Origin of the sequence: Flavobacterium sp. K5-23, assembly GCF_023278045.1 — a bacterium.
In the GTDB taxonomy this organism is placed as follows: domain Bacteria; phylum Bacteroidota; class Bacteroidia; order Flavobacteriales; family Flavobacteriaceae; genus Flavobacterium.
Genome location: NZ_CP056783.1, coordinates 129,124 through 155,923 on the forward strand (window position 1 = coordinate 129,124; position 26,800 = coordinate 155,923).

A 26,800-nucleotide genomic window follows, 5' to 3' on the forward strand; every position below is an offset into this window, starting at 1 on the left:
TCGCAATGACAAATTGGGGCGAACAAAAATCATACTTAATTCCCCCAATCGTCATTTGTAGCCCCGATAGAAACGGCATCCTTTTTATCTTGAACTTGTTTCAGGATCCTGAAACAAGTTCAGGATAAAAAGATATAGTGGATAGCGGGATTTAGCTCCATAAAAAAACCCGCTCAAAAAATCGAGCGGGTGCTACTTGTTGGTTTTCTTAGGGAATCATTAGGCCAAAACTGGAATTTTGATTTCCTGTATTTCCTCTTTATAAAAATGAAGTAAGTATTGCGCCTTGGAATTATCAGCCATTGAAGCGGTTGTGGATACAAACAAATTTTGATAATACCCGATTCCTTCTTCCAAATTGTGTTTAAATAAATTCCATTTTTTAATTTGGCCAGCGGTAATCTCTTCGGAAACTGTGGCGATTTCATTCTTCAAATAATCCACATACATATTCAATTCCTTGACAAACATATTGGGACGGTTTGTAGCAGTCAATACCGAAGCATTTCCGTAAATGTGTTGCACCATATTAGAAAGGGAAACTTCCTGATCGAAATAGGCCATATTAGGTCCGGGACAAATGACTACGCCCTGAGCTTGTCCTTTGATTTTCATATCATTCTCTAAATAGGAGGCGTTTGCCAAACCTACACAAAGACAAGATTTCTCCGTGATTTTGTTTTTAGCGTTTTCGAACATTGCAGTCGTCAACGTATCTTTCTTAGCGTCCAATTCTTCCAATTTCAAGTCTTGGAATTTTTTGGAAGCAGAGCATATTCCTTTAGCGCCAAATTCTTTGCTTAACGCCAAAAACTTTTTAGGACACGAACTTCCCGCATTGTTTTCCTGGATACGTTTTTGTTTGAGCGCCTCATTTGTTGTGCCTCTCAACGTATTAAAAGGAATTCCCAATGGAGATATATGACTCAAATACAAATCGGATTCTTTGGCATTTGCCAATAATTTACGTGTTGCAACATCGACTGATGTGGCTTCAGGAACCAACAGGAAAGGCGAACCCCAACCCACAGAATCCACTTCGTAATGGTCTAATAAGAAGTCGTGCTCTTCGGCAGTTCCCACTCCGCCCTGAACGGTGATTTTTAATTCCAATGGATTTTCGGGAATGTGTTTTCCTTTAATGGTCAAGGATTTCACCATTAAATCGTGAGCCGAAGTGATCAATTGCTCTTTTTTGGCTTTGAATTCTTCCAAAATAGGTCCAAGCAAATAACCATCAGTTGCAAAGGCGTGACCTCCGCAATTCAAACCCGATTCGATTCTATATTCGGAAACCCAAAGTCCTTTTTTGGCCAGGAAATTCCCTTGTATCATAGCCGATCTGAAATCGCTTACTTTAAGGATAATTTTCTTGTTCAACTGATTTTTTTCATCCGGGAAAAAGACATCGAAGTTTTCAAAATAGCTATACAATCTCGGGTTCATACCCGCAGAAAGCACCACCGATGAAGTCAAAGTACTGTTAGCAAAACCACGAAGCGAGGCGTGCGCATCATTAAATTCCGTAGGCAATTGCTCGTCTTTAATGAAGTTGTCCTTATCGACTTTGGTCATGATGTTAACATCAATTTCCCCTGGAGCAAGATTCGTGTCAAGATAATTCATAACCGCTTCCTTGCCTTCTTCCATCAGGTTTTGCAACCCTTGCTTGATTTCGGACTTGTTAGGCAGCATAGCGATATAATTCTCTAATGCTTGTTTGCTTTCGGCCAATTCGTTTTTGAAATTTTCGAATTTATCTTTTACAATTTTGTCAACCAAATTCAGATAAGAAGTAACACGCTCAGCGCGATAGTCGTGTATTTTTTGGGTGATTTCTTGATAAGGAATATCAAATTTCTCACTGTAAAAGGCATTCATCTTCTCTATTAAATCATCATCTATAATTGATATCACTGAGGATATTCCATACTTAGCCACTCGAATAGGACTGTCTATTGTATAGGCAAGTCCCATTACAGGAATATGGAAAGTGTGTAACGGTTTAGTAAGTGTCATACAATTTATTTTATTTAAACAATCCGCAAATATTGTAATTATCAGGGATTTAAAAGCTGATAAATATCATACCTTTTTGTCCTTTATTGAAATACTTTTACATTCTTAAAAGAAAAACCCTTCTAAAATCAGTAAATACCACTTTGTTCATTATGGATATAGCGCTTAAAATGAGGTTCTTTTAAAAACAGAAATAATACAATATCAAAAACGATTAGAGGAATGAAAAATCTCAAAGAACAAATACTAGGCTTAAAAAAAGAGAAAAACGCAGTTATATTAGCGCATTATTATCAAGAAGATGCAATCCAAGATATCGCAGACTATGTAGGGGACAGTTTAGGATTGTCACAGGAAGCAATGAAGGTGGATGCGGATATTATCCTTTTTGCAGGCGTGCATTTTATGGCGGAAACGGCCAAGATTTTGAATCCGTCCAAAAAAGTGATTCTGCCGGATTTGAAAGCCGGTTGTTCCTTAGCCGAATCCTGCCCTCCGGATTTGTTCAAGAAATTCATTGACCAGCACCCAGATCATATTGTCATTACCTACGTGAATTGTTCGGCTGAAATCAAGGCTTTGAGTGATATCGTTTGCACCTCATCCAATGCGGTGAAAATTGTGGAATCAGTACCGAAAGACGTCCCGATTATTTTTGCTCCGGATAAAAACTTAGGAAAATACATTATCAGTAAAACAGGTCGTGATATGGTGTTGTGGGACGGTTCCTGCGTCGTTCACGAAGCTTTTTCATTAGACAAACTGATTGAAGTCCACAAACTGCATCCAGATGCCGCTATCATTGCGCATCCCGAGTCAGAAACTCACATCCTTGAAACGGCAAGCTATATAGGTTCTACCGCTGGAATGATTGATTATGTCGTTACAAATCCCAACACTAAATTTATTGTCGCTACTGAAGTGGGAATCCTTCATAAAATGCAACAATTGGTACCTAATAAAATATTAATTCCGGCTCCTGCCAAAGAAGACAATACTTGTGCCTGCAGCGAATGTGGTTATATGAAAATGAACACTTTGCAGAAAGTGTATGATTGCCTGCTCAACGAATCTCCGGAAATTATCGTTCCAGAGGATATTAGAAAAAAAGCGTTACTTCCTATCGAACGAATGCTTGAATTGTCCAAATAATGATCACAACAAACTACTTAATCATAGGTTCAGGAGTGGCAGGATTGACTTTTGCCATCAAAATTGCAGATCGTTTCCCGGACAAAAAAGTTACTATAATTACCAAGTCGGCTGAAGACGAATCGAACACCAAATATGCTCAAGGCGGTATCGCCATTGTTCTTGACGAAGACGAAGACTCCTATCAAAAACACATTCAGGACACCCTGATATGCGGTGACGGACTCTGTGATGAAGCCGTGGTAAAAATGGTCGTTACTGAAGGTCCTAAACGATTGAAAGAACTCATAGAATGGGGAGCCAAGTTTGATAAAAACACCAAAGGAAAGTATGATTTGGGCAAGGAAGGCGGTCATTCCCAAAACAGGGTAGTCCATCACAAAGACCAAACAGGGTTCGAAATTGAGCGCGCTATCTTACTTGAAGTACATAAAAAAAAGAACATAACGGTTTTAGACCATCATTTTGCCCTTGATTTAATTACAGAAAATAATTGCTGTTACGGCGCTTATGCCTTAAATCAAAAAACAAATGAAATCCTCACTTTCCAGTCGGATTTCACATTGCTTGCCACTGGTGGAATTGGGCATCTTTACGGACACACGACAAATCCAATTATTGCAACTGGAGACGGAATCGCGATGGCAAACCGCGCAAATGCAGTTACCAAGGATATGGAATTCATTCAATTTCATCCAACGGCTTTGTACGAAACCACAAGCGGTTCCAAATTTTTGATTTCGGAGGCGGTTAGAGGTTTTGGCGCTTATTTGCGAACCAAAGAAGGCATCCGTTTTATGCTGAATTATGACGAAAGAGGAGAACTGGCTTCCAGGGATATCGTTTCGCAAAGCATCGATTTGGAGCTTAAAAAAACGGGAGAAGAGTGCGTGTTTTTAGATTGTACCCACTTGGATCTAATCGAATTCAAAAAACACTTCCCTACCATTTATGAACGTTGTAGGAGCATTGGGATTGACATAGCCAAAGATTGGATTCCTGTAATTCCTGCACAGCATTATTTATGCGGGGGAATAAAAGTGGATCAAAACGGAAAAACAAGTGTTGCCAATTTATTTGCCTGCGGCGAATGTTCCCAGACCGGCCTGCATGGCGCCAATAGATTAGCCTCTAATTCCTTATTGGAAGCCTTGGTGTATTCGGATAAAATTTATACTTATTTGGCGAATAAAACCCTAGAAAGTGCGAAACCAAAACAGCCCGTAACGGAGTACAAGGAAATCTCAAAACCAGTGATGAAAACGGCTTACATTTCTAAAATGAAAGAAGATTTACAACATTTGATGCACAAGAATGTTAGTATTGTTCGTTATGAAACTGATTTACTGGAAGCCTTGGAAGAATTGAAACAATGGCAATATGAAATTGAATTAATCAACAGGAATTTCCAAATAAGCACTGCCATTTGCGAACTGAATAATATGATTACCATTGGTACACTTATCATTCAGCAGTCCATTAGCCAAAAAGAAAACCGTGGCGGTTTTATGAAATTCAACTCTTTTGAAATTGAAGAATATGCCAATTAAAAAGAGTCGTCTAAAATAGTAAGCAACGAAGAATTCAATTGTTTAATAAAATATCACAAGGTTGTTCTTTAGATTTCTATATATGATTAAAGTCATCTTTTTAATCAATTAACAACTTTAGCTTTGTAGGTACATATTGTACTTTAATAGTCAATAAAATAATATGCAATTAGATATAGATTTACTTTATTCCTGGGGAGCTGTTGTTAAAATTTATAATAAAAACGAAGTGATTTTTGATGAAGACGAAATGGCTTATTTTTATTATCAAATTATTGATGGAAGTGTACGTATGTATAATTCAAATACGGAAGGAAAAGAATTTACACAAGGCTTGTTTTATAAAGGAAATGGATTTGGCGAACCTCCATTGTTTATCGACGAAACATATCCTTCAAAAGCAATTGCATTAGAAGAAAGTAGTATTATTAAGTTATCAAAAGACAAGTTTTTAAAGATATTAGATGAATACCCGTCACTTCAAAAACATTTCTTGACCGTGCTGGCTAAAAAAATTCACGCCAAAACAAATACCTCTAAAGAAATTATAAATCAAAAACCAGAACATCGAGTTCATGCTTTTTTAAACTCATTCAAAAAGAAATCTGGAACTCCAACAGAAAGAATTATAATTCCTTATACCCGTCAAGAAATTGCCAATCTAACTGGTTTAAGAGTAGAAACCGTAATTAGGGTATTTAGCAAAATGGGTAAAAACAACAAGGTAGATATCATCAATCATAAAATATATTATTAAATGGCATTCAATATAAAACCATGGCTTAAACTTTCCTTGCTGAATCTTTGCATTGTCGCCTTTCTTGGCGTTTTGATGCGTTATAAAATAGGCTTTGAGTTTCCGTATCTGGATCAAAAACACCTGCAACATTCCCATTCCCATTTTGCCTTTTCAGGATGGATTACCCATACTTTGATGACGCTTATGATCTATTTTCTTCAAGCCAAAATAGTGGGTTTTTCCGGTAATAAATACAACAAAACTATTATTGCTAACTTGATTTGTTCTTACGGAATGCTTATTTCCTTTATCATTCAAGGGTACGGAATGTATTCCATATTTTTCACCACGTCAACCATTGCAGTTTCCTGTTTTTTTGGTTATCAATACTTTAAAGATTTGAAACGTATTGACAATGATTCTCTTTCAAAAAACTGGTTTAAAGCCGCTTTAGTCTTTAATGTTTTTTCGTCCATTGGCACCTTTTATTTGGCCTATATGATGGTAACAAAAAACGTCATTCAAGATTTATATTTGTCTTCTATCTATTTTTATTTGCATTTTCAATACAACGGTTGGTTTTTCTTTGCCTGTATAGGTTTGTTTATTGGACTTTTAGGGCTTAAGAAAACGGATCATCCCTTTTATGAAACCACTTTTAAACTGTTTGCTTTATCCTGCGTACCAGCCTATTTTTTATCGGTATTATGGCTAGAACTACCTTTATGGTTGTATCTAATCACGGTTGCTGCCGCAATTATCCAAGTGTATGCCTGGTTTAGATTTATTACAATCGTTATTAAAACGAAAACTAAAGTTTTTGAAAACTATCCCGGTTTCCTTCGATACATTTTAATTTTTGCAGGCGTTGCATTAGGTCTAAAACTACTACTGCAGCTGGGCTCGACGATACCTTCATTGAGTGAGATGGCTTTTGGGTTCCGACCCATAGTTATTGCTTATTTACACTTGATATTATTAGCGGTGTACTCCTTATTCCTTTTGTTTTACATCTATGTTAAACAAGTATTTATCATTTCAAATAAAATAAAAACGGGGGTATTGTTATTTGCTATTGGCGTTTTTTTAAATGAAATTGTATTAGCGATTCAAGGCATAGCTGCCTTTAGTTATACATCAATACCATATGTAAACGGAATGCTTTTTTCTATTGCATTGCTTTTATTTTTCAGTATTGGATTTACGCTTGTCTTTACCTTGAAAAAAAATAAAAATAGCGCTATTGTATGATTCGAATCATATTATAAATAGTCTAAAATCAAGTACTTTGACTAGGTGAAATTAGGTTCGCTATAATAATAAATAACTACTGATAATTAGTTTTGTAATTGTCATTAAATGAACGAAAACAAAGAATAAAGACTCTTGTTAACGATTCTGAGATTGTGACTAAAACAGGAAGTTCTAATGGTTTAACACCCGTTGTAAATGATGTGTTTCTTCCATAATAAAATTATTAATTCATTTTACTAAAGGTGAAAAAAGCGTAAGATAAAATTCATCTTACGCTTTTTTTTATGTGGTTTGGGTCTCTTTACTGGAGATGTATAACAAACATAAGGATATCTATGTTTTACGTCTTATTTAACACCGTCAACTTTACGCATGTATTCGAGAATATCTCTTGCTTCACCGTCATTCAACCCTTGATTAGGCATACGTAATAAACATAATTCTAACTGTGCCTGTAACTCGGGATCTTTATCAATCATAGGGTCAGGATTAGTAATGAAGTTCATAATCCATTCAGGAGTTCTACGCTCAGTAACGCCTTTCCATCCCGGTCCAACTAATTTTTCGTCAGTCAATTTATGGCAAGAAGTACATTTTGCATTCGAAACACCTTCCCCTTTAGAAGCCATTGCTTGATCTAAAGAAGCTCCAATTTCAACTGAAGTGTATTTCCCTTCTCCCCTTTTTGGATCATAAGAAGACGCATCAGTAGTTTCTGCAGGCATTCCTTCTTCGGTAGCAGCTGCTGGTGTGAAATCATCGTTGGATTCATTTTTCTTCCCACATGACGTTAGCACTACAAATGCAACTATAAATAAAGATAATTTACGCATAATAAATATTTTAAAAGTTTCTATAGCAAATTTCCTAAAACATTACCTCAATAAATATGATTCTAATCATACTTGACCTTTTTATTTAGTAACTATTTGATCATTCCAAATAATAAACTTTTGTTAATGGTTAAACTTTTAAACTCCATTTAGGTCTTATCCATATAACTTAAAAACAATAAAAATGAAAAAATTAATTATCGTAGCAATATTGGCTGTTAGCCTGACAAGCTACGCTCAAGACAAAAAAGAAATGCCTCATAGAGATAAAACAGAAAAAAAATCTCCTGAAGAAAGAAATGAGATTAAACTAAAAAAAATGACTTCCGAGTTAAATCTGGACGCTAAACAGCAAAAGGAAATGGCGGATTTTATGGCCGAAAGAAGTAAAAAAAGAGAAAGCTTCCGTGCAGAAAAACGTGCAGCCCATAAAAAACAAATGGATAAAGACAAAGAAGTAATGAATACTAAAATGAAAGGCATGCTGTCTCCAGAACAATATAAAAAATGGGAAGCCTCAAAGGAAAAACAGCACCAAAAAGGAACGCACCATAAAAGACATAAAGAAGGAAGTCCTAAAGAAGAAATGAAAAAGTAAACAAAAAAAAACTTCCGGTCAAGGCCGGAAGTTTTTCGTATATATTATAAAGTTTTTGATACTTTATCAATCGCTTTAATGGTAAAGTCTAAATCGTCATAAGTTAATGCATCACTGATAAACCAGGTTTCATAAGCTGATGGTGCAATATAGATCCCTTCTTGCAATAAACCGTGAAAGAATTTATTGAAAGTTTCATTGTCTCCGTTTTTCGCAGTTTGAAAATCAAAAACAGGATTGGCATCAAAATGAACAGAAATCATAGAACCAACTCTATTAATTGTAAATTCAATATTATTTGCTTTTAAAACCTTCTCAATACCTTCGTGCAAGTAAGCTGTTTTATCAGCCAAACGCTGAAATATTGCTGCATCATCATTTAAGGTTTGAATCATCGTTAATCCAGCAGCCATTGCTAATGGATTTCCTGACAAAGTTCCCGCTTGATAAACAGGTCCAAGTGGCGCCAGATAATTCATGATTTCTTCACGAGCTGCAAAAGCACCTACCGGTAATCCACCACCGATTACTTTTCCAAAACAAACAATATCAGCTGTTACGTTGTATAGTTCTTGCGCTCCACCTTTTGCTAATCTAAATCCTGTCATTACCTCATCAAAAATAAGTAATGCATCATTAGCTTCACAAAGTTGTTTTAATTCCTTTAAGAAACCATCTTTAGGTGGAATACATCCCATATTACCCGCGACAGGCTCAATAATAATAGCTGCAATCTCGTTTTTATTTGCTTCGAATAAGCTTCTTACATTCTCAATATCATTGTAATTTGCAAGCAAGGTGTCCTTAGCTGTTCCCGCAGTAACACCTGGGCTATTAGGCACTCCAAAAGTACTCAAACCACTTCCCGCTTGTATTAAAAACGAGTCAGAATGACCGTGGTAGCATCCTGCAAATTTTATTATTTTATCTCTTTTTGTAAATCCGCGTGCTAATCTTACCGCACTCATACAGGCTTCGGTACCTGAATTTACAAATCTAATTTTATCAATATTAGGAACCATTGAAACAGCCAAAGCTGCAATTTGAGTTTCTAATTCTGTTGGCATTCCAAAAGATGTTCCCAGTTTAGCTTTTTCAATAACCGCCTGAACAACTGGTTCAAAAGCGTGCCCTAAAATCATTGGCCCCCATGAATTGATGTAATCAATTAAACGGTTTCCGTCCTCATCATACAAATAAGCTCCTTTGGCGCTTTTTGCAAAAATAGGCGTTCCACCTACTCCTTTGAATGCTCTTACTGGTGAATTTACTCCTCCTGGTATTACTTTTTCTGCTTCAGCAAAAAGCTGACTACTTCTTTTATATAACATTATTTATTTATGCTTTTGAATTGTTTATATCATTAGGTTAAGATCCCGCACAAATACTTCTTGTGCATAATCTAAAGTTTAGAGTTTCTTAATTCACTATCAGTCTCTGCCCAATAGAAAGAATATTTTCCGTTAGCTTGTTTTTTAGCTTTAAGTCATCCACCATAACATTGAATTTTTTAGAAATGGAGTATAAAGTGTCTCCTTTTTGGACTTCATATAAAGAACCATTATAACTATCTACACTGGTAACTTTAATAGCTTTGTTTTCTAATGGAAGATAATTTGTCCCTAAAACCTGAGCGTCATATTGTCCCAAATCGTATCGTTCTATATAGGAGATTAATTTTTCAGGGTATCGTGGATCAGTGGCATACCCAGCTTTTCTTAGCCCTTTTGCCCAAGCCTGATAATCATCTTTGGCCAAATCAAACAAACTGGAATACCTGCCTCTACCTGTTAAAAACAAAGCATGATCTTTAAATGAGTCAGCTGACTCACTGTATTTCCTAAAACATTCCTGTCTGGCATCATCATCATGTCTAACACTTTCACCCGTCCAGTCCGCGTGGCATTTAATTCCAAAATGGTTGTTGGCATTTTTGGCTAAATCCCCTCTTCCTGCACCCGACTCTAATATTCCTTGGGCCAGAATGATACTTGCTGGAATACCATAACTTTTCATATTACTCATGGCAATATCCTTGTACTGATATACATAATTACTTACTATATCATTTCCAACTATCGTTCGAGAAGTGGACTCAATGACTTCATCTTCTCTTTTATTCGATTTTTGTGTTGGTTTTTGGCTTACAATTACTTTTGTGCTAGTTTTCTTTTTGGAAGTTCGTACCGCAATTTTTTTAACTTTTGTAGGCGCTGCTTTAGTGGTCACAATAACTGGTTTTGTGACATTGCAACTTATTAAAGTCAGCAGTATTAAAAGTAGTAGTGTTTTTTTAAACATATATATTTATTGTTGGTAATTTTTTGTTTTTCAATTTCAAATTCATTCCCTGAATTCCTTGAATTCCACCTGTGTGAATAAGCAAAATTTTAGAATGGGGCGGAAAATAGTTTTTGTTTATTAAATCTATAACGCCAAAAACCATCTTTCCAGTATAAATGGGATCCAATGGGATTTGATTTTCAGCATAAAACTGGTTTATAAACGCAATTAAATCCTGATTTATTTTTCCGTATCCTCCAAAATGATAATCAGTTAGTAACTCCCAATTCTCATTTTGAGCAAAAATACGAATTTCATCTTTTAGAAAATCCCCTTTTAAGGCAGGAAATCCTAAAACTTTCTGATGCGGCAGTGCGCTATTAATAATTCCCGAAATGGTACCTCCAGTTCCTACTGCGCAACAAATATAGTCGAATTGAGAATCTTTCTCAGTTAGAATCTCCTGACAGCCTTTCACTGCTAACTCATTTGTACCTCCCTCAGGGATAAGATAAAAATCACCGTATTTTTCTTTTATGTTTTCCAAAAAAGGAATTTCATTTTTTAAACGGTATTCTTCCCTGCTTACAAATTCCAGTTGCATTCCACAACTTTGGGCAAACTCTAATGTGGGGTTTCCCACGATTTTATCTCGCAATTCGTCCCCGCGGATAATCCCAATGGTTTTGAAACCATTTTCTTTTCCTGCAAAAGCAACGGCAGCAATATGATTCGAATAAGCACCTCCAAAAGTGAGCAGCGTCACCGCCTTTTCTTCTTTGGCCTGAAGCAAATTGTATTTTAGTTTTCTGAACTTGTTTCCCGAAACAAATGGATGAATTAAATCCTCCCGCTTAATGTGTACGGATATTGAATTCGGAAACGGAATTACTAATTGCTGATTCAAATCGAATTTGTTTTTGGCAAAGGTAAAATTTATAAACAAAAAAACACAATCCCTATTGATTGTGTTTCTTATTTAACATCTATTAACCAACTAATTTCTAACAATTATTTTCTGTCCTGTTTCAATTTTTTCATTTGTAATTAACTTGACGATATAGATTCCATCACTTAGATTTGAAGTTGAAAAACTATAGTTAACATCTGATCCCAAATTTTTCTTTGTAAAAATCATTTTTCCGGCAACATCATATAAAGAACAACTTTCAAGATCTTTTTGCAAAGGGTTGTTAATAGTCAAATTTTTTGTTGAATTATTTTGAAACACCATAAATTCTTTATTAACCACATCATCAAGTCCTAAAGTAGTGTTGTTTTTAAAAGTAATTTCAAACTGGGTATTATTTACTCCTGGTTCTAATATTAATTCGTGAAAACTATTTTTTATATCATAATATACATCCGCTGTTTTATCGTGAAGAAAGACGTTTTCTGCTTCTGAGAAATTCTCAATATTCTTAACTGTAATTTTAAAACTGGCTTGATTTGTATTTTTAAACCCTATTGCAATTTTTTTATTTATGTCAAATTTCAAAGCGTTTATTACAAATTCTGTATTATCAATAACAAAATAAACATCAGCAGGAGCATCATCGCTTGTAGATGAAGCATCCATTGCACGATCAACACCATCAGTAGCTCCTGGCACAAATGCCAATACCATTTGTCGAACCCCATTATCATTTAACAAGGTATTGAATCTTATTTGAGGCACAGGATCAGTACTCACAGTCGTATAATCAAATCCTGAAATACCCGCAATTGCATCCATATACCCTGACTTACTAGCCGTTTTTGAACTATTGGCATTCTTTGCAAATTGAGTATATATATCAGCGCCTTCTTTAACAAATACGCGATAACTATTTTTCATTTCTACGGTTCCATTAGCAGTCCCTTCAATCATAAATCCCTGTCCTACAGGCGAAAAACGTCTTTCATAAATAGCACCTGTACCCGTTGCTACTACTTCATTACCGGAACCATCGTAGGAATAAAAAGTAGCTGGGGTATACACCCCATTACCCCCGCCTGCTGGTGAAAAAGCTCCATATCCTCCTCGATAATCTGCAATGTAATGAGAATCAGTTGTTTTGTCTTGTTCCCAGAAATATGCGATACCTGTAGAATTTACAGCATTTGTTAAAAAAGCTGATAAATCAATCGCTGATGGATAAGGGTTACCTGTTAGTATTAACTCTTCAAAAGCAACAGGAATAGAAATAGTGCCATCATTAGGTTTTCCTCTAAAATCATATCTTTGTTTACTGCCTGAATTATTTTGAACACTATTAACCGTAGTTGCATTTGTCCCTGAAGTCCCTTTCATTGTAAATCCTTCCCCAGCATTTATTGTAGATGCTGATCCTACAGACACCCATTGCGTATTAGAAGTTGAAGGCAGTTTCCAGATCCAATAAGGAGCTATCGCTAATGGAGAAGAAGTTCCATTATAATTGTTCGAAGGCAAAATAACAGGATTATTACTGTTTGTAACATCAACAATATCCTTTAATTGACTTATTCCAAAAGGAGAATTCCCAGCTGATGCTACATTCCCACCTACTGGGGAACACCAATAATTGTATTCGAAATTATCAGCACTTCCTTCTTGAAATACAGACAAATCACCAATTCCTTTATTAGCACTTGCCCCTGTAGTACCTTGCAGTAATTGAGATTCATTTCTCAAATAAAATTTACTGCTAGCGGCATTTAACTCTAATTCCTGTCCAATATAAACAGCGGCATTGTTTGCATACACATAACTATTTGCACTTACATACATTTGGGCGTTTATTTGGTTTTGAAAGTAAAAACAAACTGCAAATAAAAATAATCGTTTAAGTAGTTTTGTGTTCATAGGATTGTAATTTAAATTAATTTGAAAACAAATTTTTCTACTAATTCCAGAGTATGGATTTACTAAAAAATCTACCATTTTCATTTAATCAAAATTACAAAAAAAGAAAGTTCCATACTTTCATTTATATCCATTAAATACACATTTTATCGGCAAACTACATCTTTTTGAATTTTACTTGCATTTTTTCCTACAATATAAAAAGCTTTTCAATACCCTAAAACAGACCTTTAGAACAACCATTTATTAAAACATAAATGAATCCTTACATCACAATAAATAATTAAGCTTTAAAAAACCAATTGATTGACAACTAATGTTGTAATAAATCAGACGCTAATAAAAATAATTATGACTATCCGTGTCTCGCACCAAGTTTTCTTTTCATTGAATTAGACTTGTTTAATTGAAATCTGTAAAAATCTGCCGAATCTGCGTGCTATTCATTCAACAAATTTTCCTAAGTTTTTTGGTAAACGATGCAGACAGTCATAAAAAATATTTCAAACCATTAAAAACTAATTATACTCTCAATTACAAATATTTTACAAATCTAAAAATAGATCTGTTTTTTAAATAATCCAGATTAGTTTCATTTGCATAAGCCTCCCTTTCAAAACTGATGTTTCTGTAGGCTAAATTTCTATTTCGATATTGTACCAAACGAAACAAATACTCAAACACATACCAAATAAAAAAAGGAATAATTAACAATTCCATTTGCTGACGAAGATGAATTTTTTCGTGATTTAAAAAAACAAGGTTTTTTGTATCCACTTTGTACCTAATTAGCACAAAAGGAAAGAGAGTCAATCCACGAAATCCCCTTGGAATCAAATATTTAACAACTATTAATAACATTATAAATAAAAATTTAAAAAAGTTTGTTCAAAATCTAACAAAAATTGAAATTTAAAAACTAAAAACAAACACAAACCACCTAATTACAGACACATACAAAATAGTATTTTTTTTCAATAAAACAATTTATTAAAAAATAAACAAAAACAGACTCCGTAAACCGCTCATTATTAGAACATAACCAACGAAATCACATAAAACATTCATTTTCAACAAACATACTGATAAAAAAATACAATATAATTATAACATTTATAAGGAAAAAAGTGAATAAATATTAAAAAAAATATATTTTTGCTGCAAAATTTACACTAAGAATTTATGGCTCAAAATTACTTCTCCAAGAATACTGATTCTCATAATTTTAAAACACAAACCGCTTTTTTGGCTCATTCAGAGACTTCAAAAAAGAAATACTATAACTTCCAGTCCATAATTGCTTTTTTTAGCTTGTTTATGATGTTGTTTATTACAGGAAACACAACCGTTGCCCAGACGTTATTAATTGATCCTGCAGGAGATGGAGGTTTTGAAACAGGAACCACATTTGTAGCAAATGGATGGACAGCAGACACCGGATCAAACAGGAACTGGTATGTAGGTACGGGACAAACAGGATATACTGGAAATAGATGTGCTTTTATTGGAAACAGCGCAACCACTGTTGGCTCAGATGGTAGTACAAGAACGGTCCATTTATACCGTTCGATAACCATCCCTGCAGGAGCGACAAATATCCAGCTTAGCTTTAAGTACAAACAAGCAGTATCCGATTTTATAAACCCTATTTATTATGACTACATAACGGTTTACACAGATAACACCACTCCATCTAGCGGGAGTTTCCCTGGAGGAACTTTGCAATTTGGCCCATATCCAAATGTTAGTGTCTCATCTTTTACTACTCAAAATATTACCTTCCCAAACACTTTATCCGGAACGACAACAAATTTAATTTTCACATTTAAATCAGACGCTGTTACTCCTATAGGTTATGGAGCTATTGATGATGTCTCATTAACTTATACCCCGGCAGCAGCACCCCCAACAATTACCAGCTTAGGCTCTACCAGCGGTTGTATAGGCACAAATATCACTATTAACGGAACCAATTTATCAGGGGCAACAGTAGCTAATGTAAAAATTGGCGGCACAGCCGTTTCCTCAATAATATCAAATTCAGGTACCGTATTAGTTGCAACAATAGGAACTGGAACCACCGGTACGGTTTCTGTTACAACACCTGGGGGTCCAGTCACAAGTACGTCCACTTTTACAGTAAATCCATTACCTATCATTACCACTCAACCTGCTGCAAGATCTATTTGTACGAATGGATCAGGGACATTTACTGTTGCTACAACAGGAGCCACGACATACCAATGGAGAAGAAATACCGTAAATTTAACGAATGGTGCTCTTTACAGCAATGCAAACACAGCCACCCTTACCATAACGAATCCAGCAGCAGTCGATGCCGGCAACTTTGATGTTATTGTAGGTAATGCAGCATCATGTACCATTACCTCTAATCCAGTAGCCTTAACAATTACAACAACGCCTGCCATAACAACAAACCCAAACAATGCCGCTGTTCCGGCTGGGACAAACACTTCATTCACAGTTGCTGCTTCAAACAGCCCTACAAGTTACACATGGGAAGTAAGTACCAATGGAGGCACAATATGGTCAACTGTATCTAACGGAGGAGTATATACAAATGCTACTGCAGCTACTTTAAACATTACAAATGCTTCTATTGGCATGAACAATTATAAATACAGAGCCAGCGGAACTAATAGTTGTGGTACTTCGGTAGTTTCAAGTACAGCCACATTAACAGTTTCATTATCTTATTGCAAACCTACTACTACCAATGGAGGTAGCAGTCTTTACATTTCACAAGTTAACATTATAGGAACGTTAAGTGATCCTGGAGTAAATAACTCAACATACAATACTCTTGCATCTATTGGATACCAAGATTTCGCTGCTCTCCCTAGCAAAGCGAAACAAGCAGCCGGAGAAGGAATCAACATTGTGTCTACTTGTGACGGAACAGTAATGGGACGTGGAACATGGAAAGCCTGGGTAGACTGGAATAACGATGGTGATTTTGTGGATGCAGGAGAAGAAGTCTACAACATACAGGGCTGGGTAGGTCAAACTCAAACTTTTGGTTTTGTTATTCCTGCTGGGCAAACACCCGGAGATTATAGAATTAGAATTAGAGTAAACAATGGGGAAACTTATTATGGCCCTCCTACAAAAGCTTGGGTTGAAAATTATGGTTTCGACTTTAACCCATGTGAAAATTTTGGTTCACCAGGAAGCGCTAAGTATTATGGAGAAGCAGAAGATTATTTATTCACCGTAATTTCCAGTTGTGCATCGAAAATTACAAGTATAACTCCAAACTTTACCTGTGGTACGGATACAGTTAATTTAGCAGCATCCGGAATAGGAGCTATTGGATACAACTGGTATGACAGTGAATTTGAGGGGAATCTTCTTGCAACAACGGCTACTGGTAACTGGAAAACGTCGCCTATTGCAACAACAACAACGTATTGGGTAACTTCATTTAATGGCGCCTGCGAATCTGTAGCGAGAACACAAATAACTGCAACAGTAAAACCTATAACAACACTAACCGTTTCAAACGCAACGCCAACAGTATGTGGTGAAGGTAGTATTATCGATTTATCCGCAGCTGGAGGGGACGAACGATACCATTTAATAAATGAAGATTTTGAAGGGGGTGCTTTAGGAGTATTCAGTAATATCAATAACGATGCAAGTTCAGATGCTGGAAAAGGGTCAAGATCATGGACTAACAAAACAAGTACCTATGTTCCAAACTCAACAGACGGAAATACTTGGTTTCCTGCACTTTCTTCTGGATTTGGTGTTAATAAATTCGTAATGACAAAATCCGATTCTAATCCATATCCTAATGCTTCTATTCAAAATTCGTTAACCTCAAACGCCGTTCCAGGAACAGGTGTGACGAATTTAAAATTGAAATTGAAATTATATTATTCAAGATACTGGGCTGATGGAACCCATATTAGCCCAGCGGCAACTACTGACCCAAATCCTGAATATGTTACTATTGAAGCAACTTATAACAATTGGGTAAACGTAACTACATTGGCAACAATTACATCTGATACTGGAATTGGATCACGTTTTGCGACATTACCAATTTACAGTCTACCAGCTGCATTTAACAATCAAGCAGCCATAAAAATAAGAATAAAACACCACTCTTGGGCTTCAGGTACTGGTTATTTAGCTGATGGTGTTGCTGTAGATGATGTTGAACTGTATGGAGACAAACCGTTAAGCAATCCTAACTTTGTTTTATCTGGATCTCCAACACCTGTGGCATTTACGACTGCTCTATGCACACCAGGAACTGAATACCTAGGTGGACCTGTGCTTAAAATATGGGTTAAACCAACGTTACCTCAATTAGAATTAACTACTTACTCATTTACTGCTACGGCAACCTTGTCAAATAACTGTCCGATTAGCACAACTATTAACGTAACCAACACTACAAAAGTTTGGAAAGGAGATACAGATAATGACTGGAACAAAGCAAGCAATTGGCTTCCTACAGGAATTCCTACACCTAGTACTTGTGTAATTATACCGTCAGGAACTACTTCAAAAATCATGAATTCTCCTGATGCTGAAGCCAAAACAGTAGCTGTAAAAGCAACAGGAAATCTAGAATTACAATCTGACAAAAACCTTACAGTTACTGATAATATAATTGTTGAAGATAAAGCAACTTTCAACGTGAGAAACAATGCCAGTTTAGTTCAAAAGAACAATACCGTCAATACCGGAATTGTCAATGTCGAAAGAATTACCCAACCTATGAATCGGTACGACTTTACCTATTGGAGTTCTCCACTAACGGCAGCGTCCAACTTTACATTGTGGCATTTATCCCCATTGACTTTGTCCGACAAATACTTCAGTTGGACCCCTTCCATTGGCGGAGCCAGTGGCAACTGGAAATACGAAAGCACTGCCACTAAAATGGAACCTGGAATAGGCTACATTGTTAGAGCGCCACAGAACTTTAATATAAGTGGTACAAAATCTCTTCAAACCGCTAATTTCATTGGTACGCCAAACAACGGAGATGTTACTGTCCCGATAACTTATGGAGCTATGGGAGCACTCGAAACGGATGATAAATGGAATTTGTTGGGAAATCCTTATCCTTCGGCAATAAGCGCAGCCACCTTCTTGGATAATGCAACTAATGCCGCATTGCTTGATGGAACCATCTATTTCTGGACTCACATTACGATTCCGCTTAATACCACACCCGATCCTTTTTATGGAGATTTTGTCTATAACTACACAGATGAAGATTACGCCGCTTGGAACAAAACAGGAGGAACGGCAACAGCAGCTGCTCAAAGCGGAGGTGTAACCCCCAATGGTTTTATTGCTTCGGGACAATCTTTTTTGACACTAAGTTTAGCTACAGCTCCAAGTGGAAACAATGCCATTTTCAAAAACAATATGCGTCGCAACATTTCTACTGGAGCTACTTATGACAACAGTCAATTTTTCAAACAAGCAAACAACAATAAGACTAATAAAAACACGGAAATAAACACCGAAGCCAGCGAAGAGAAACATAGAATTTGGTTGAACCTAACCAATAATTCCGGAGCCTTTAGCCAAATATTAGTGGGTTATGTTCCGGGTGCCACGCAAGATCGTGATCGAAGTTATGATGGGGAATTGTTAGGCGGAAATGATGTTAGTTTCTACTCTATTATACCGGATGTGAATCTAACTATTCAAGGACGAGCGTTACCGTTTGATGAAAATGATCAGGTTCAATTAGGTTATAATTCCGAAATTTCAGGGGAACTTTCGATTAGAGTTGATCATATTGACGGGCTTTTTGACACTCAAAACATCTATTTAGAAGATAAAGAACTGTCTGTAATTCATAATTTAAAAGAAAAACCGTATGTTTTCAACACAGAAAAAGGTGATTTTAACGAACGATTTACACTTCGTTACACTGACAAAACATTAGGAACCGATCCCTTTAATTTATCTAAAGCCAATGAAGTAAATGTGATTATTAATCAAAACGTGACGGTTCAATCATATAACCAGCCGATAAAAAATATTGTTGTATATGATTTATTAGGCAGAAAAATTGACAGTTATAAAAAGGTGAATACTTTGCAATTTACCTTGAATCGTTTAAACAAAACGACTGCAGGTTTGATACTAAAAATCACACTTGAAAATGAAGCGGTGGTTACCAAAAAAATAATTTTCTAAGTGTACAAATACATTTTATAAAAAAGCATCCGCAATTGCGGATGCTTTTTTTTTTAGTTTAAAGCAACCCTAATTCACACAATACCCATTCGTGATTAAATAGTTAAAAACAAATAGACGCATTCGTTTTAAAATTTATAAATTTGTAAGGATAAAATCATTCCATTTGAAGAAAAAACTTCCTGAAAATGATTTTAGAACTGAATAAAACTGATTTATGGCTGAGCCAAATGATAACAAAAAATTAATCGAGGGTGAAGATTTTTATTACACTCCCGAAGGATATAAATGTTTTACGGAAAAACACCACCTAAAAAGAGGCTATTGTTGCAAAAGTGGCTGCCGTCATTGTCCATATGGTTATGATAAAAAAACAGGTGATTTCAAAAAACAATAAGCATTCAATGTTTAGACTGCAATATTCAGCAAATTAGTATTCAGTCACAAAAAAACTAACCAATAAAAATGGACAATCAATCATTAAAGTATAGGGTTAAAATATACAAATCCTACCATCGATCGGATATACGTTATCCATAGTGGCATTGTCCTATCTATTTGTCTGAGGAAGCAATTGTTTTCCTTGACTCATTTAATATTCAATCCCTTATACCAATTAACGAAACTACATTCGAAATGACTTTTCAAGAACAAATCCAACAAGGAATACCAACTATATTACCTCAACCAAAACCGTATGAGGTAGACATCAATCACGCTCCAAAACGTAAAGAAATATTATCAGCCGACGAAAAAAAACTGGCCTTAAAAAATGCGTTGCGTTATTTTGAGCCACAACATCACGCTGAATTAATCACAGAATTTAAAGAAGAACTGGAAACTTACGGTCGGATTTACATGTACCGTTTGCGTCCGGAATATGAAATGCGCGCCCGCCCTATTCAGGAATATCCTGGAAAATGCGAACAAGCAAAAGCCATTATGTTAATGATCCAGAACAATCTGGATTATGCAGTGGCGCAACATCCTCATGAGCTAATTACTTATGGTGGTAATGGAGCAGTTTTTCAAAACTGGGCTCAATACCTATTGACGATGAAATACTTATCGGAAATGACTGATGAGCAAACATTGACTATGTATTCCGGTCACCCAATGGGATTATTCCCTTCTCATAAAGAGGCGCCAAGAGTAGTAGTGACAAACGGAATGGTAATCCCAAATTATTCTAAACCGGATGACTGGGAGAAAATGAATGCTTTGGGAGTGTCTCAATACGGACAGATGACTGCAGGTAGTTATATGTATATTGGACCACAAGGTATTGTCCATGGAACAACTATTACCGTTCTAAATGGTTTCCGTAAAATAAAACGTAGTACTGAGTCAGGCTTATTTGTCACTTCAGGACTGGGTGGTATGAGTGGTGCACAACCAAAAGCAGGTAATATTGCAGGTTGCATCACGGTTTGCGCCGAAGTAAACCCAAAAATCACACACATTCGCCACAGTCAAGGTTGGGTTAATGAAGTGATTGAAGATTTGGATTTATTAGTAAAAAGAGTCGCTTTGGCGAAAGCCAATAAAGAAGTGATATCGATCGCTTACCTGGGTAACATTGTTGATGTATGGGAGAAATTCGACACTGAAAACATCCATATCGATCTAGGTTCTGACCAGACCTCATTACACAATCCTTGGGCTGGAGGATACTATCCAGTCGACATTCCTTTTGAAGAGGCTAATGTAATGATGGCCAATAACCCCGAATTATTCAAGGAAAAAGTACAGGAAACATTACGCAGACATACCGAAGCCATCAATAAACACACGGCGAAAGGAACTTATTTCTTTGATTACGGAAATGCTTTCTTACTGGAAGCATCACGTGCTGGTGCAGATATTATGGCTCCTAACGGAATAGATTTCAGGTACCCAAGTTATGTTCAGGATATTATGGGACCTATGTGTTTTGATTATGGTTTTGGTCCATTCAGATGGGTTTGTGCTTCCGGTAACCCGGAAGACCTTCAAAAAACAGATAACATAGCTTGTCAAGTTTTGGAAGAAATGGCAAAAACAGCACCTATTGAAATTCAGCAACAAATGCAGGATAACATCCAATGGATCAAAGGAGCTCAAGAAAACAAACTCGTTGTAGGTTCACAAGCTCGAATTCTTTATGCTGATGCTGAAGGTCGTGTAAAAATTGCAGAAGCTTTTAATCAGGCTATAGCCAAAGGTGATATAGGAACAGTAGTTCTAGGTCGTGATCATCATGATGTATCAGGTACAGATTCTCCTTATAGAGAAACGTCTAACATTTATGACGGATCCCGTTTTACAGCCGACATGGCGATTCAAAACGTGATTGGGGATAGTTTCCGTGGGGCAACCTGGGTGTCTATCCACAATGGAGGCGGTGTAGGATGGGGAGAAGTAATTAATGGTGGTTTCGGTATGGTTCTTGATGGATCTAAAGAAGCATCAAGACGCTTAGAATCAATGCTTTTCTGGGATGTCAATAACGGAATATCAAGAAGAAGTTGGGCTAGAAATGAAGGCGCTATTTTTGCAATTAAAAGAGCAATGGAGTCACAACCTTTATTGAAAGTCACACTTCCTAATTTAGTTTCAGACAGTTTATTGGATTTTTAAGAAATTGAGCGTATCTTTAATATGTATTTAGTAATTAAACAACTACACTATGAAAGCAATTAAATTACTCCCGGTACTTATAATCTTTCTACTTAGTTCTTGCAGCTCAGTAAGAGTATATTCTGACTATGATAAAAACGTAGATTTTAGTCAATACAAAACCTATGCTTTTCATAAACAAGGAATTGATAAAGTTCAAATATCCGAACTAGACAAAAAACGAATTCTTCGAGCCATAGATGCCGAACTTAGTAAAAAAGGAATGAGCAAAAGCGAAAATCCAGATTTATTGGTAAACATAATGACCAAAGAAAGAGAAAGACTCGACGTTAACCAATTCAACGCAGGATGGGGTTATGGTTGGGGTTGGGGTTGGAACCCATACCTTTGGGGCGGTCAATCTTATGTTACCTCTTCAACTGAAGGCACCTTATTCATTGATTTAATTGACGCCAAGAAAAAAGAATTAGTTTGGGAAGGGGAAGGAATTGGTTATCTATCTGAAAACCGTGATAATAAAGAAAAACAAATTAACGAATATGTTGCTAAAATATTAGAATTGTACCCTCCAAAATCTAAATAGTAAAACATTATTTCTATATAATAGCCTACCTTTGTGTAGGCTTTTTTTATACCTATATTATGACAGTACGTACAGACATTACAACCCTAGAAGACATAAAATTACTGGTAGATGGCTTTTATTCGAAAGTTCAAATAGATGAATTCATTGGTCCTATTTTTAATGAGAAAATAGCGAATCGCTGGCCAGAACACTTGGAAAAAATGTACCGCTTTTGGCAAACCATCTTACTGGAAGTACACTCCTATTCAGGAAGTCCTTTTCCTCCACACAAACAATTACCGGTTGCCAAAGAACATTTTGACCGCTGGATGGAAATTTTTACCGAAACAGTAGATGGATTGTTCACGGGCCCTATTGCAGACGAAGCAAAATTACGAGCCAAGAATATGGCGGAAATGTTCAATTACAAAATTGACTATTTTAGAAATGCAGAACAAAAAGGGGATCTTTTAAATCCAAAATAACTTACTCCATGCGCAAATTATTATTACTGGCTTTTTTACCGCTTGCCTTACTATCGTGTTCAGGTTTAAAAACTACCGAAACAGCAAAAACAATTCCCTCTTTTAAATTGGTAAACACGGTTGAAATTCCATTCAATCAGGTATTTAAAAACACGGTAATTGGCGGATTATCAGGTATTGATTATGATGTTAAAAACGACCTGTATTATTTAATTAGCGACGACAGATCCATATACAATGATGCCCGTTTTTATACCGCCAAAATTCATTTGGCTTCCAATAAAATAGATAGTATCGCTTTTAAGAACGTCTTGTTTTTTAAAAATGAAGCTGGAGAAAAATATAGCAATTGGGAGAAAAAACCAGCATCTTCAATCGATCCTGAAGATATGCGTTACAATCCTAAAACAAATAGTTTGGTTTGGGCCAGTGAAGGAGCTCGTGTAGTTGCCAAAGATTTTTCGGTAATTCAAAACCCTGCCATTCAAACATCTGATTTGAACGGTAACTTTGTAAATGAATTTGATTTACCAGCAAACCTAAGCATGCAAAAAGAGGAAAAAGGACCTCGCAGCAATGGTGTTTTGGAAGGAATTACATTTGATAAAAACTACACTACTTTATATGCTAACGTAGAAGAGCCTTTATACGAAGACGGCAAAGCAGCAACAACGGAAAAAGGGGGCTTGATACGGATCTATCAATTTGATGTGAAATCAAGAAAAAACACGGCGCAATACGGCTATCTTTTGGATCCTATTGCCTACGAACCCAACCCGAAAACTGCTTTTGCTGTCAACGGAATATCAGCAATACAATATTATGACGAAAACCGACTTTTAGTAGTTGAACGCTCCTACTCGGTAGGTAGGCAAGCCTGTACTGTAAAAGTGTATTTATGCGATTTTACCAAGGCAACCAATGTAAAAAACAACACTTCCTTACAAGACCAAAACATTACGCTGGCTTCTAAAAAATTGATCCTGAATATGGATGATTTGGGTATTTTTATCGATAATATCGAAGGATTGACTTTTGGTCCTAAACTCGCTAATGGCAAGCAATCGCTGCTTTTTGTATCGGATAATAATTTTTCAGACAAACAAAAAACGCAAGTGCTACTTTTTGAAGTGGAGTAAAAAGAGTTGTTTTACTTTAAAATTATTAAAATCCGTAACAGTGGTGTTGCGGATTTTTTTTTAATATTTATTTAAAAGACTTGGATTTTGCTTTCCATTGAAGATATCAAGAATCAAGACCGAATCTTGTTTTCGCTCATAAATAATCTTGTAAGACCAGATGCTAATATGACGAAACCTTTCTTTATTAATAATTGGGTCCATTGCAAATTCATAACGGGAATCATTTAGAGACTCCGCTAATGTTATTATTTTATCTAAAACCATTTCAGCATTTTGAGGACTATCATCCAGAATATACAAATATATTTTAGAAAGGGAATCTTTTGCTTCCTTTGACCAAACTACAGTCATTTCTTTTTCGATAAAATAGAAGCTCGAACTTCCTCAGATGTATATGTTGCGGCACCATCAGCAACCGATTCACTTATAGACTCTATATGCGCAATGTATTGTGACTTTGTCAAAGACACACCGTCAATACTTTGAGCAACATTGAAATCACTATTTAAAATAGCGTCAATTTTATCCAAGAGTTTTTCGTCTTGAACATCTATTAGTTTTTTTATCAACTGGTTTTTATGAGCCTCAATATTCATCTCCATTTATTTTATATTGTAAAGATACAATTTTCAGTAAATTAATTTATAGATACTTAAATAGTATTTCACTTTGTAAAAGTAAACCCTGAGATAATTGTAATCACAAAACGGTGTTTACGGTTTCCCGTAACATTACTAAACGAATAGTTACTGCTTTTGAAACAGGCTTAAAACAAAATTTAATTTATGAGATTTTTCGGTAAATAAATTTTACTTTTAAAAAATAAAAAAAGAGAAATAGAACTTCGTATAAGCATCCAAATTTGGGTAGATTTGCGAAGTTTACTTTCGCCAATATACAAGTTAGTAGCAAAGCTAAAACAACGACCTTTAAAAACGATAAATCGATGTCAAAAGAATTAACATACGAACGTCGAATAATTGCTTTCATTGATATCTTAGGCTTCAAAGAAATAGTTAAACAATCTGAAAATGATACTGCAAAAATTACTTTGCTATATTCTGTACTTGAATATTTAAAAGATTGGGAAATATCAGATAATTGGGGCTTAAAATTTGTAGAAATAGAAGAAGACGCGCAAAAAAAAGGCGTTGATTACTTTGACATCCGTGGCAAGACAAATACAACGGCATTTTCAGATAGTATTGTCATATCAGTAAAAGTTAACGACAATGTAAATGAAATGGCTTCGACATTAATAGTCAACTTAGCGTATATTGGTTCCGTTTTAATGGAAAAAGGAATACTATTTCGAGGTGGACTAACGATTGGAAATATTATTCATAACAACAATGGAACTGTGTTCGGGCAAGGTCTAATTGATGCGTATTTACTTGAAACTAATACCAAACACATGTATTATATGGCCCAAATTTTATCTAAAAATACATAGCTATATCCACAGATACTCATTACCTCTTTTTTGCTTGTAGCTTTTACGACATTAGTAATGAAATCTTCTACATCTTCCAATGAATTATAAAATTTATTAGAAAATTCTCGTTTGTATTTTGCCCACATTTTTTCAGCGGGATTAAGTTCTGGACTATATGGTGGTAGAAAAACCAAAACAATATTTTCAGGAATGATTAATTTTTTTGCCTTATGAAACCTTCCATTATCCAGCACCATTATTTTGAGTTCTTTCGGATTTTCCTTTGAGAAATTATCTAAAAAAACTTGAAAATTATCAGCGTTGCAATGTGGGAGTATTAATTGAAAATGGTCTCCAGTTATGGGCGAAAAAGCTCCAGAAAGCCAAGTTGATTTAAAAACTTGTTGGAAAGCACAAATCGGCTTAACACTAATAGCAGTAACTGATTTTCCGTTTCGAGTGAACAAACCAAAACGCGATTCATCTTGAAAATACAAGTTTACAGAGTCAAAATCACCCACCGTATTTAGTGCTATTTCTTGACAGATTCGTCCGAAGTCTTTTTAAAAGAGATTCCCTGATCTTCGTCTTTTTGTGACTTTTGCGGGCTACTTTTACACTTGATTTAAAATTCCTGATGCAATAATAAAGCAACGTATTGTAATTGAAAGTCTTCCCTGATTCTTTTTCAATCCAATCTTTAAGCTCAACATAGCCTTGAAGTCCATTTTGAGGGTCGTTGAGTTTTGTTTCCAACATATTGTGTTCAATAGCATTAAAAGCCGACGGCTTAAAACCTGTTTTTTGATGCTTCATCAAACCCTCAATTCCAGAATTAAGGTATAATGTCCTCCAATTCTGAACGCTATTAGGGTCAACCACAGCTAATTTAGCAACCTCACGTTTAGAAATCCCTACTTTTTCGTTTTGCTTCAAAATCAGCAGAACTCTCAAACGTTGACCAATAAACGGAATAGATTGTTTGAGCAGATTTTTTATTTCTTTTTCGGTTTCCTTAATTACCAAAATTTTTGCATGCGCCATGATTACTTTTATAATATAGTCCAAATATAACATAAAAAAACCAATTATCAAAATTGGTAT

General features: G+C 35.6%; 22 protein-coding genes. 12 read left to right on the plus strand and 10 right to left on the minus strand.

What is annotated here, in order from left to right:
* Positions 1–219 precede the first annotated feature (219 nt).
* Positions 220–2,019, minus strand: a complete 1,800-nt coding sequence (locus FLAK523_RS00600; protein WP_248905276.1) for a hypothetical protein — start codon at positions 2,017–2,019, stop codon at positions 220–222.
* A gap of 222 nt (positions 2,020–2,241) precedes the next feature.
* On the opposite strand from FLAK523_RS00600, the gene nadA reads away from it, so the two are divergent.
* The 4 genes from nadA to FLAK523_RS00620 all read left to right on the plus strand — a co-directional run bounded on the left by nadA (position 2,242) and on the right by FLAK523_RS00620 (position 6,711).
* Positions 2,242–3,171, plus strand: coding sequence for a quinolinate synthase NadA (gene nadA, locus FLAK523_RS00605; protein ID WP_248905278.1), 930 nt, complete (start codon positions 2,242–2,244; stop codon positions 3,169–3,171).
* Positions 3,171–4,721 (plus strand): L-aspartate oxidase, encoded by a 1,551-nt coding sequence (nadB, locus tag FLAK523_RS00610; RefSeq protein WP_248905279.1) that lies wholly within the window; start codon positions 3,171–3,173, stop codon positions 4,719–4,721. The genes nadA and nadB overlap by 1 nt, the downstream gene beginning before the upstream one ends.
* A gap of 163 nt (positions 4,722–4,884) precedes the next feature.
* Positions 4,885–5,478, plus strand: coding sequence for a Crp/Fnr family transcriptional regulator (locus FLAK523_RS00615; RefSeq protein ID WP_248905281.1), 594 nt, complete (start codon positions 4,885–4,887; stop codon positions 5,476–5,478).
* Positions 5,479–6,711, plus strand: a complete 1,233-nt coding sequence (locus tag FLAK523_RS00620) for a hypothetical protein (RefSeq protein ID WP_248905283.1) — start codon at positions 5,479–5,481, stop codon at positions 6,709–6,711.
* 350 nt (positions 6,712–7,061) lie between these two features.
* On the opposite strand, the gene FLAK523_RS00625 is transcribed toward FLAK523_RS00620, so the two are convergent.
* On the minus strand, positions 7,062–7,547 hold the full coding sequence (locus FLAK523_RS00625; protein WP_248905285.1) for a cytochrome c family protein: 486 nt from the start codon (positions 7,545–7,547) through the stop codon (positions 7,062–7,064).
* Positions 7,548–7,731: 184 nt separating this feature from the next.
* Here FLAK523_RS00625 and FLAK523_RS00630 point away from each other — a divergent pair, with 184 nt between their 5' ends.
* Positions 7,732–8,145 (plus strand): hypothetical protein, encoded by a 414-nt coding sequence (locus FLAK523_RS00630; protein ID WP_248905287.1) that lies wholly within the window; start codon positions 7,732–7,734, stop codon positions 8,143–8,145.
* A gap of 44 nt (positions 8,146–8,189) precedes the next feature.
* On the opposite strand, the gene hemL is transcribed toward FLAK523_RS00630, so the two are convergent.
* From hemL to FLAK523_RS00650, 4 genes are all read right to left on the minus strand, one after another.
* Positions 8,190–9,476 carry a glutamate-1-semialdehyde 2,1-aminomutase gene (gene hemL, locus FLAK523_RS00635; protein ID WP_248905289.1) on the minus strand — a complete coding sequence of 429 codons (1,287 nt, stop codon included), beginning with the start codon at positions 9,474–9,476 and terminating at the stop codon, positions 8,190–8,192.
* An 88-nt stretch (positions 9,477–9,564) separates the two neighbouring features.
* The gene (locus FLAK523_RS00640) at positions 9,565–10,446 is read right to left on the minus strand and encodes a glucosaminidase domain-containing protein (RefSeq protein WP_248905291.1); all 882 of its coding nucleotides are present in this window, start codon (positions 10,444–10,446) and stop codon (positions 9,565–9,567) included.
* Positions 10,439–11,335 carry a 1-aminocyclopropane-1-carboxylate deaminase/D-cysteine desulfhydrase gene (locus tag FLAK523_RS00645; RefSeq protein WP_248905293.1) on the minus strand — a complete coding sequence of 299 codons (897 nt, stop codon included), beginning with the start codon at positions 11,333–11,335 and terminating at the stop codon, positions 10,439–10,441. The genes FLAK523_RS00640 and FLAK523_RS00645 overlap by 8 nt, the downstream gene beginning before the upstream one ends.
* Before the next feature lie 90 nt (positions 11,336–11,425).
* On the minus strand, positions 11,426–13,255 hold the full coding sequence (locus tag FLAK523_RS00650) for a T9SS type A sorting domain-containing protein (RefSeq protein ID WP_248905295.1): 1,830 nt from the start codon (positions 13,253–13,255) through the stop codon (positions 11,426–11,428).
* Positions 13,256–14,437: 1,182 nt separating this feature from the next.
* On the opposite strand from FLAK523_RS00650, the gene FLAK523_RS00660 reads away from it, so the two are divergent.
* The 6 genes from FLAK523_RS00660 to FLAK523_RS00685 all read left to right on the plus strand — a co-directional run bounded on the left by FLAK523_RS00660 (position 14,438) and on the right by FLAK523_RS00685 (position 24,258).
* Positions 14,438–19,450, plus strand: a complete 5,013-nt coding sequence (locus FLAK523_RS00660) for a GEVED domain-containing protein (RefSeq protein ID WP_248905299.1) — start codon at positions 14,438–14,440, stop codon at positions 19,448–19,450.
* A gap of 217 nt (positions 19,451–19,667) precedes the next feature.
* Positions 19,668–19,847, plus strand: coding sequence for a DUF5522 domain-containing protein (locus FLAK523_RS00665; protein WP_248905311.1), 180 nt, complete (start codon positions 19,668–19,670; stop codon positions 19,845–19,847).
* A 239-nt stretch (positions 19,848–20,086) separates the two neighbouring features.
* The gene (locus FLAK523_RS00670; RefSeq protein WP_248905313.1) at positions 20,087–22,069 is read left to right on the plus strand and encodes a urocanate hydratase; all 1,983 of its coding nucleotides are present in this window, start codon (positions 20,087–20,089) and stop codon (positions 22,067–22,069) included.
* 49 nt (positions 22,070–22,118) lie between these two features.
* Positions 22,119–22,652, plus strand: a complete 534-nt coding sequence (locus tag FLAK523_RS00675; RefSeq protein WP_248905315.1) for a DUF4136 domain-containing protein — start codon at positions 22,119–22,121, stop codon at positions 22,650–22,652.
* Between the two features lie 59 nt (positions 22,653–22,711).
* On the plus strand, positions 22,712–23,119 hold the full coding sequence (locus FLAK523_RS00680) for a group III truncated hemoglobin (protein ID WP_248905317.1): 408 nt from the start codon (positions 22,712–22,714) through the stop codon (positions 23,117–23,119).
* Positions 23,120–23,127: 8 nt separating this feature from the next.
* A complete protein-coding gene (locus FLAK523_RS00685) occupies positions 23,128–24,258 on the plus strand; it encodes an esterase-like activity of phytase family protein (protein WP_248905319.1) in 1,131 nt (376 codons plus the stop codon).
* Positions 24,259–24,318: 60 nt separating this feature from the next.
* Here the strand turns inward: FLAK523_RS00685 and FLAK523_RS00690 are convergent, their stop codons facing one another.
* Together FLAK523_RS00690 and FLAK523_RS00695 are read right to left on the minus strand one after the other, a co-directional pair.
* Positions 24,319–24,612, minus strand: a complete 294-nt coding sequence (locus FLAK523_RS00690) for a type II toxin-antitoxin system RelE/ParE family toxin (RefSeq protein ID WP_248905321.1) — start codon at positions 24,610–24,612, stop codon at positions 24,319–24,321.
* Complete coding sequence (locus FLAK523_RS00695) at positions 24,609–24,863, minus strand: hypothetical protein (RefSeq protein WP_248905323.1); 255 nt, start codon at positions 24,861–24,863, stop codon at positions 24,609–24,611. The genes FLAK523_RS00690 and FLAK523_RS00695 overlap by 4 nt, the downstream gene beginning before the upstream one ends.
* A 344-nt stretch (positions 24,864–25,207) precedes the next feature.
* On the opposite strand from FLAK523_RS00695, the gene FLAK523_RS00700 reads away from it, so the two are divergent.
* On the plus strand, positions 25,208–25,714 hold the full coding sequence (locus FLAK523_RS00700) for a hypothetical protein (RefSeq protein ID WP_248905324.1): 507 nt from the start codon (positions 25,208–25,210) through the stop codon (positions 25,712–25,714).
* Here the strand turns inward: FLAK523_RS00700 and FLAK523_RS00705 are convergent.
* Together FLAK523_RS00705 and FLAK523_RS00710 are read right to left on the minus strand one after the other, a co-directional pair.
* The gene (locus FLAK523_RS00705; protein WP_248902447.1) at positions 25,681–26,217 is read right to left on the minus strand and encodes an IS630 family transposase; all 537 of its coding nucleotides are present in this window, start codon (positions 26,215–26,217) and stop codon (positions 25,681–25,683) included. The genes FLAK523_RS00700 and FLAK523_RS00705 overlap by 34 nt on opposite strands.
* A complete protein-coding gene (locus FLAK523_RS00710) occupies positions 26,210–26,773 on the minus strand; it encodes a hypothetical protein (RefSeq protein WP_248905327.1) in 564 nt (187 codons plus the stop codon). The genes FLAK523_RS00705 and FLAK523_RS00710 overlap by 8 nt, the downstream gene beginning before the upstream one ends.
* Between the last annotated feature and the right edge of the window lie 27 nt (positions 26,774–26,800).

Excerpts from the sequence above, each read along its gene's own strand:
- FLAK523_RS00600 (WP_248905276.1), bottom strand. The coding sequence starts at position 2,019 with ATGACACTTACTAAACCGTTACACACTTTCCATATTCCTGTAATGGGA.
- nadA (WP_248905278.1), top strand. The coding sequence starts at position 2,242 with ATGAAAAATCTCAAAGAACAAATACTAGGCTTAAAAAAAGAGAAAAAC.
- nadB (WP_248905279.1), top strand. The coding sequence starts at position 3,171 with ATGATCACAACAAACTACTTAATCATAGGTTCAGGAGTGGCAGGATTG.
- FLAK523_RS00615 (WP_248905281.1), top strand. The coding sequence starts at position 4,885 with ATGCAATTAGATATAGATTTACTTTATTCCTGGGGAGCTGTTGTTAAA.
- FLAK523_RS00620 (WP_248905283.1), top strand. The coding sequence starts at position 5,479 with ATGGCATTCAATATAAAACCATGGCTTAAACTTTCCTTGCTGAATCTT.
- FLAK523_RS00625 (WP_248905285.1), bottom strand. The coding sequence starts at position 7,547 with ATGCGTAAATTATCTTTATTTATAGTTGCATTTGTAGTGCTAACGTCA.
- FLAK523_RS00630 (WP_248905287.1), top strand. The coding sequence starts at position 7,732 with ATGAAAAAATTAATTATCGTAGCAATATTGGCTGTTAGCCTGACAAGC.
- hemL (WP_248905289.1), bottom strand. The coding sequence starts at position 9,476 with ATGTTATATAAAAGAAGTAGTCAGCTTTTTGCTGAAGCAGAAAAAGTA.
- FLAK523_RS00640 (WP_248905291.1), bottom strand. The coding sequence starts at position 10,446 with ATGTTTAAAAAAACACTACTACTTTTAATACTGCTGACTTTAATAAGT.
- FLAK523_RS00650 (WP_248905295.1), bottom strand. The coding sequence starts at position 13,255 with ATGAACACAAAACTACTTAAACGATTATTTTTATTTGCAGTTTGTTTT.
- FLAK523_RS00660 (WP_248905299.1), top strand. The coding sequence starts at position 14,438 with ATGGCTCAAAATTACTTCTCCAAGAATACTGATTCTCATAATTTTAAA.
- FLAK523_RS00665 (WP_248905311.1), top strand. The coding sequence starts at position 19,668 with ATGGCTGAGCCAAATGATAACAAAAAATTAATCGAGGGTGAAGATTTT.
- FLAK523_RS00670 (WP_248905313.1), top strand. The coding sequence starts at position 20,087 with ATGACTTTTCAAGAACAAATCCAACAAGGAATACCAACTATATTACCT.
- FLAK523_RS00675 (WP_248905315.1), top strand. The coding sequence starts at position 22,119 with ATGAAAGCAATTAAATTACTCCCGGTACTTATAATCTTTCTACTTAGT.
- FLAK523_RS00680 (WP_248905317.1), top strand. The coding sequence starts at position 22,712 with ATGACAGTACGTACAGACATTACAACCCTAGAAGACATAAAATTACTG.
- FLAK523_RS00685 (WP_248905319.1), top strand. The coding sequence starts at position 23,128 with ATGCGCAAATTATTATTACTGGCTTTTTTACCGCTTGCCTTACTATCG.
- FLAK523_RS00690 (WP_248905321.1), bottom strand. The coding sequence starts at position 24,612 with ATGACTGTAGTTTGGTCAAAGGAAGCAAAAGATTCCCTTTCTAAAATA.
- FLAK523_RS00695 (WP_248905323.1), bottom strand. The coding sequence starts at position 24,863 with ATGGAGATGAATATTGAGGCTCATAAAAACCAGTTGATAAAAAAACTA.
- FLAK523_RS00700 (WP_248905324.1), top strand. The coding sequence starts at position 25,208 with ATGTCAAAAGAATTAACATACGAACGTCGAATAATTGCTTTCATTGAT.
- FLAK523_RS00710 (WP_248905327.1), bottom strand. The coding sequence starts at position 26,773 with ATGTTATATTTGGACTATATTATAAAAGTAATCATGGCGCATGCAAAA.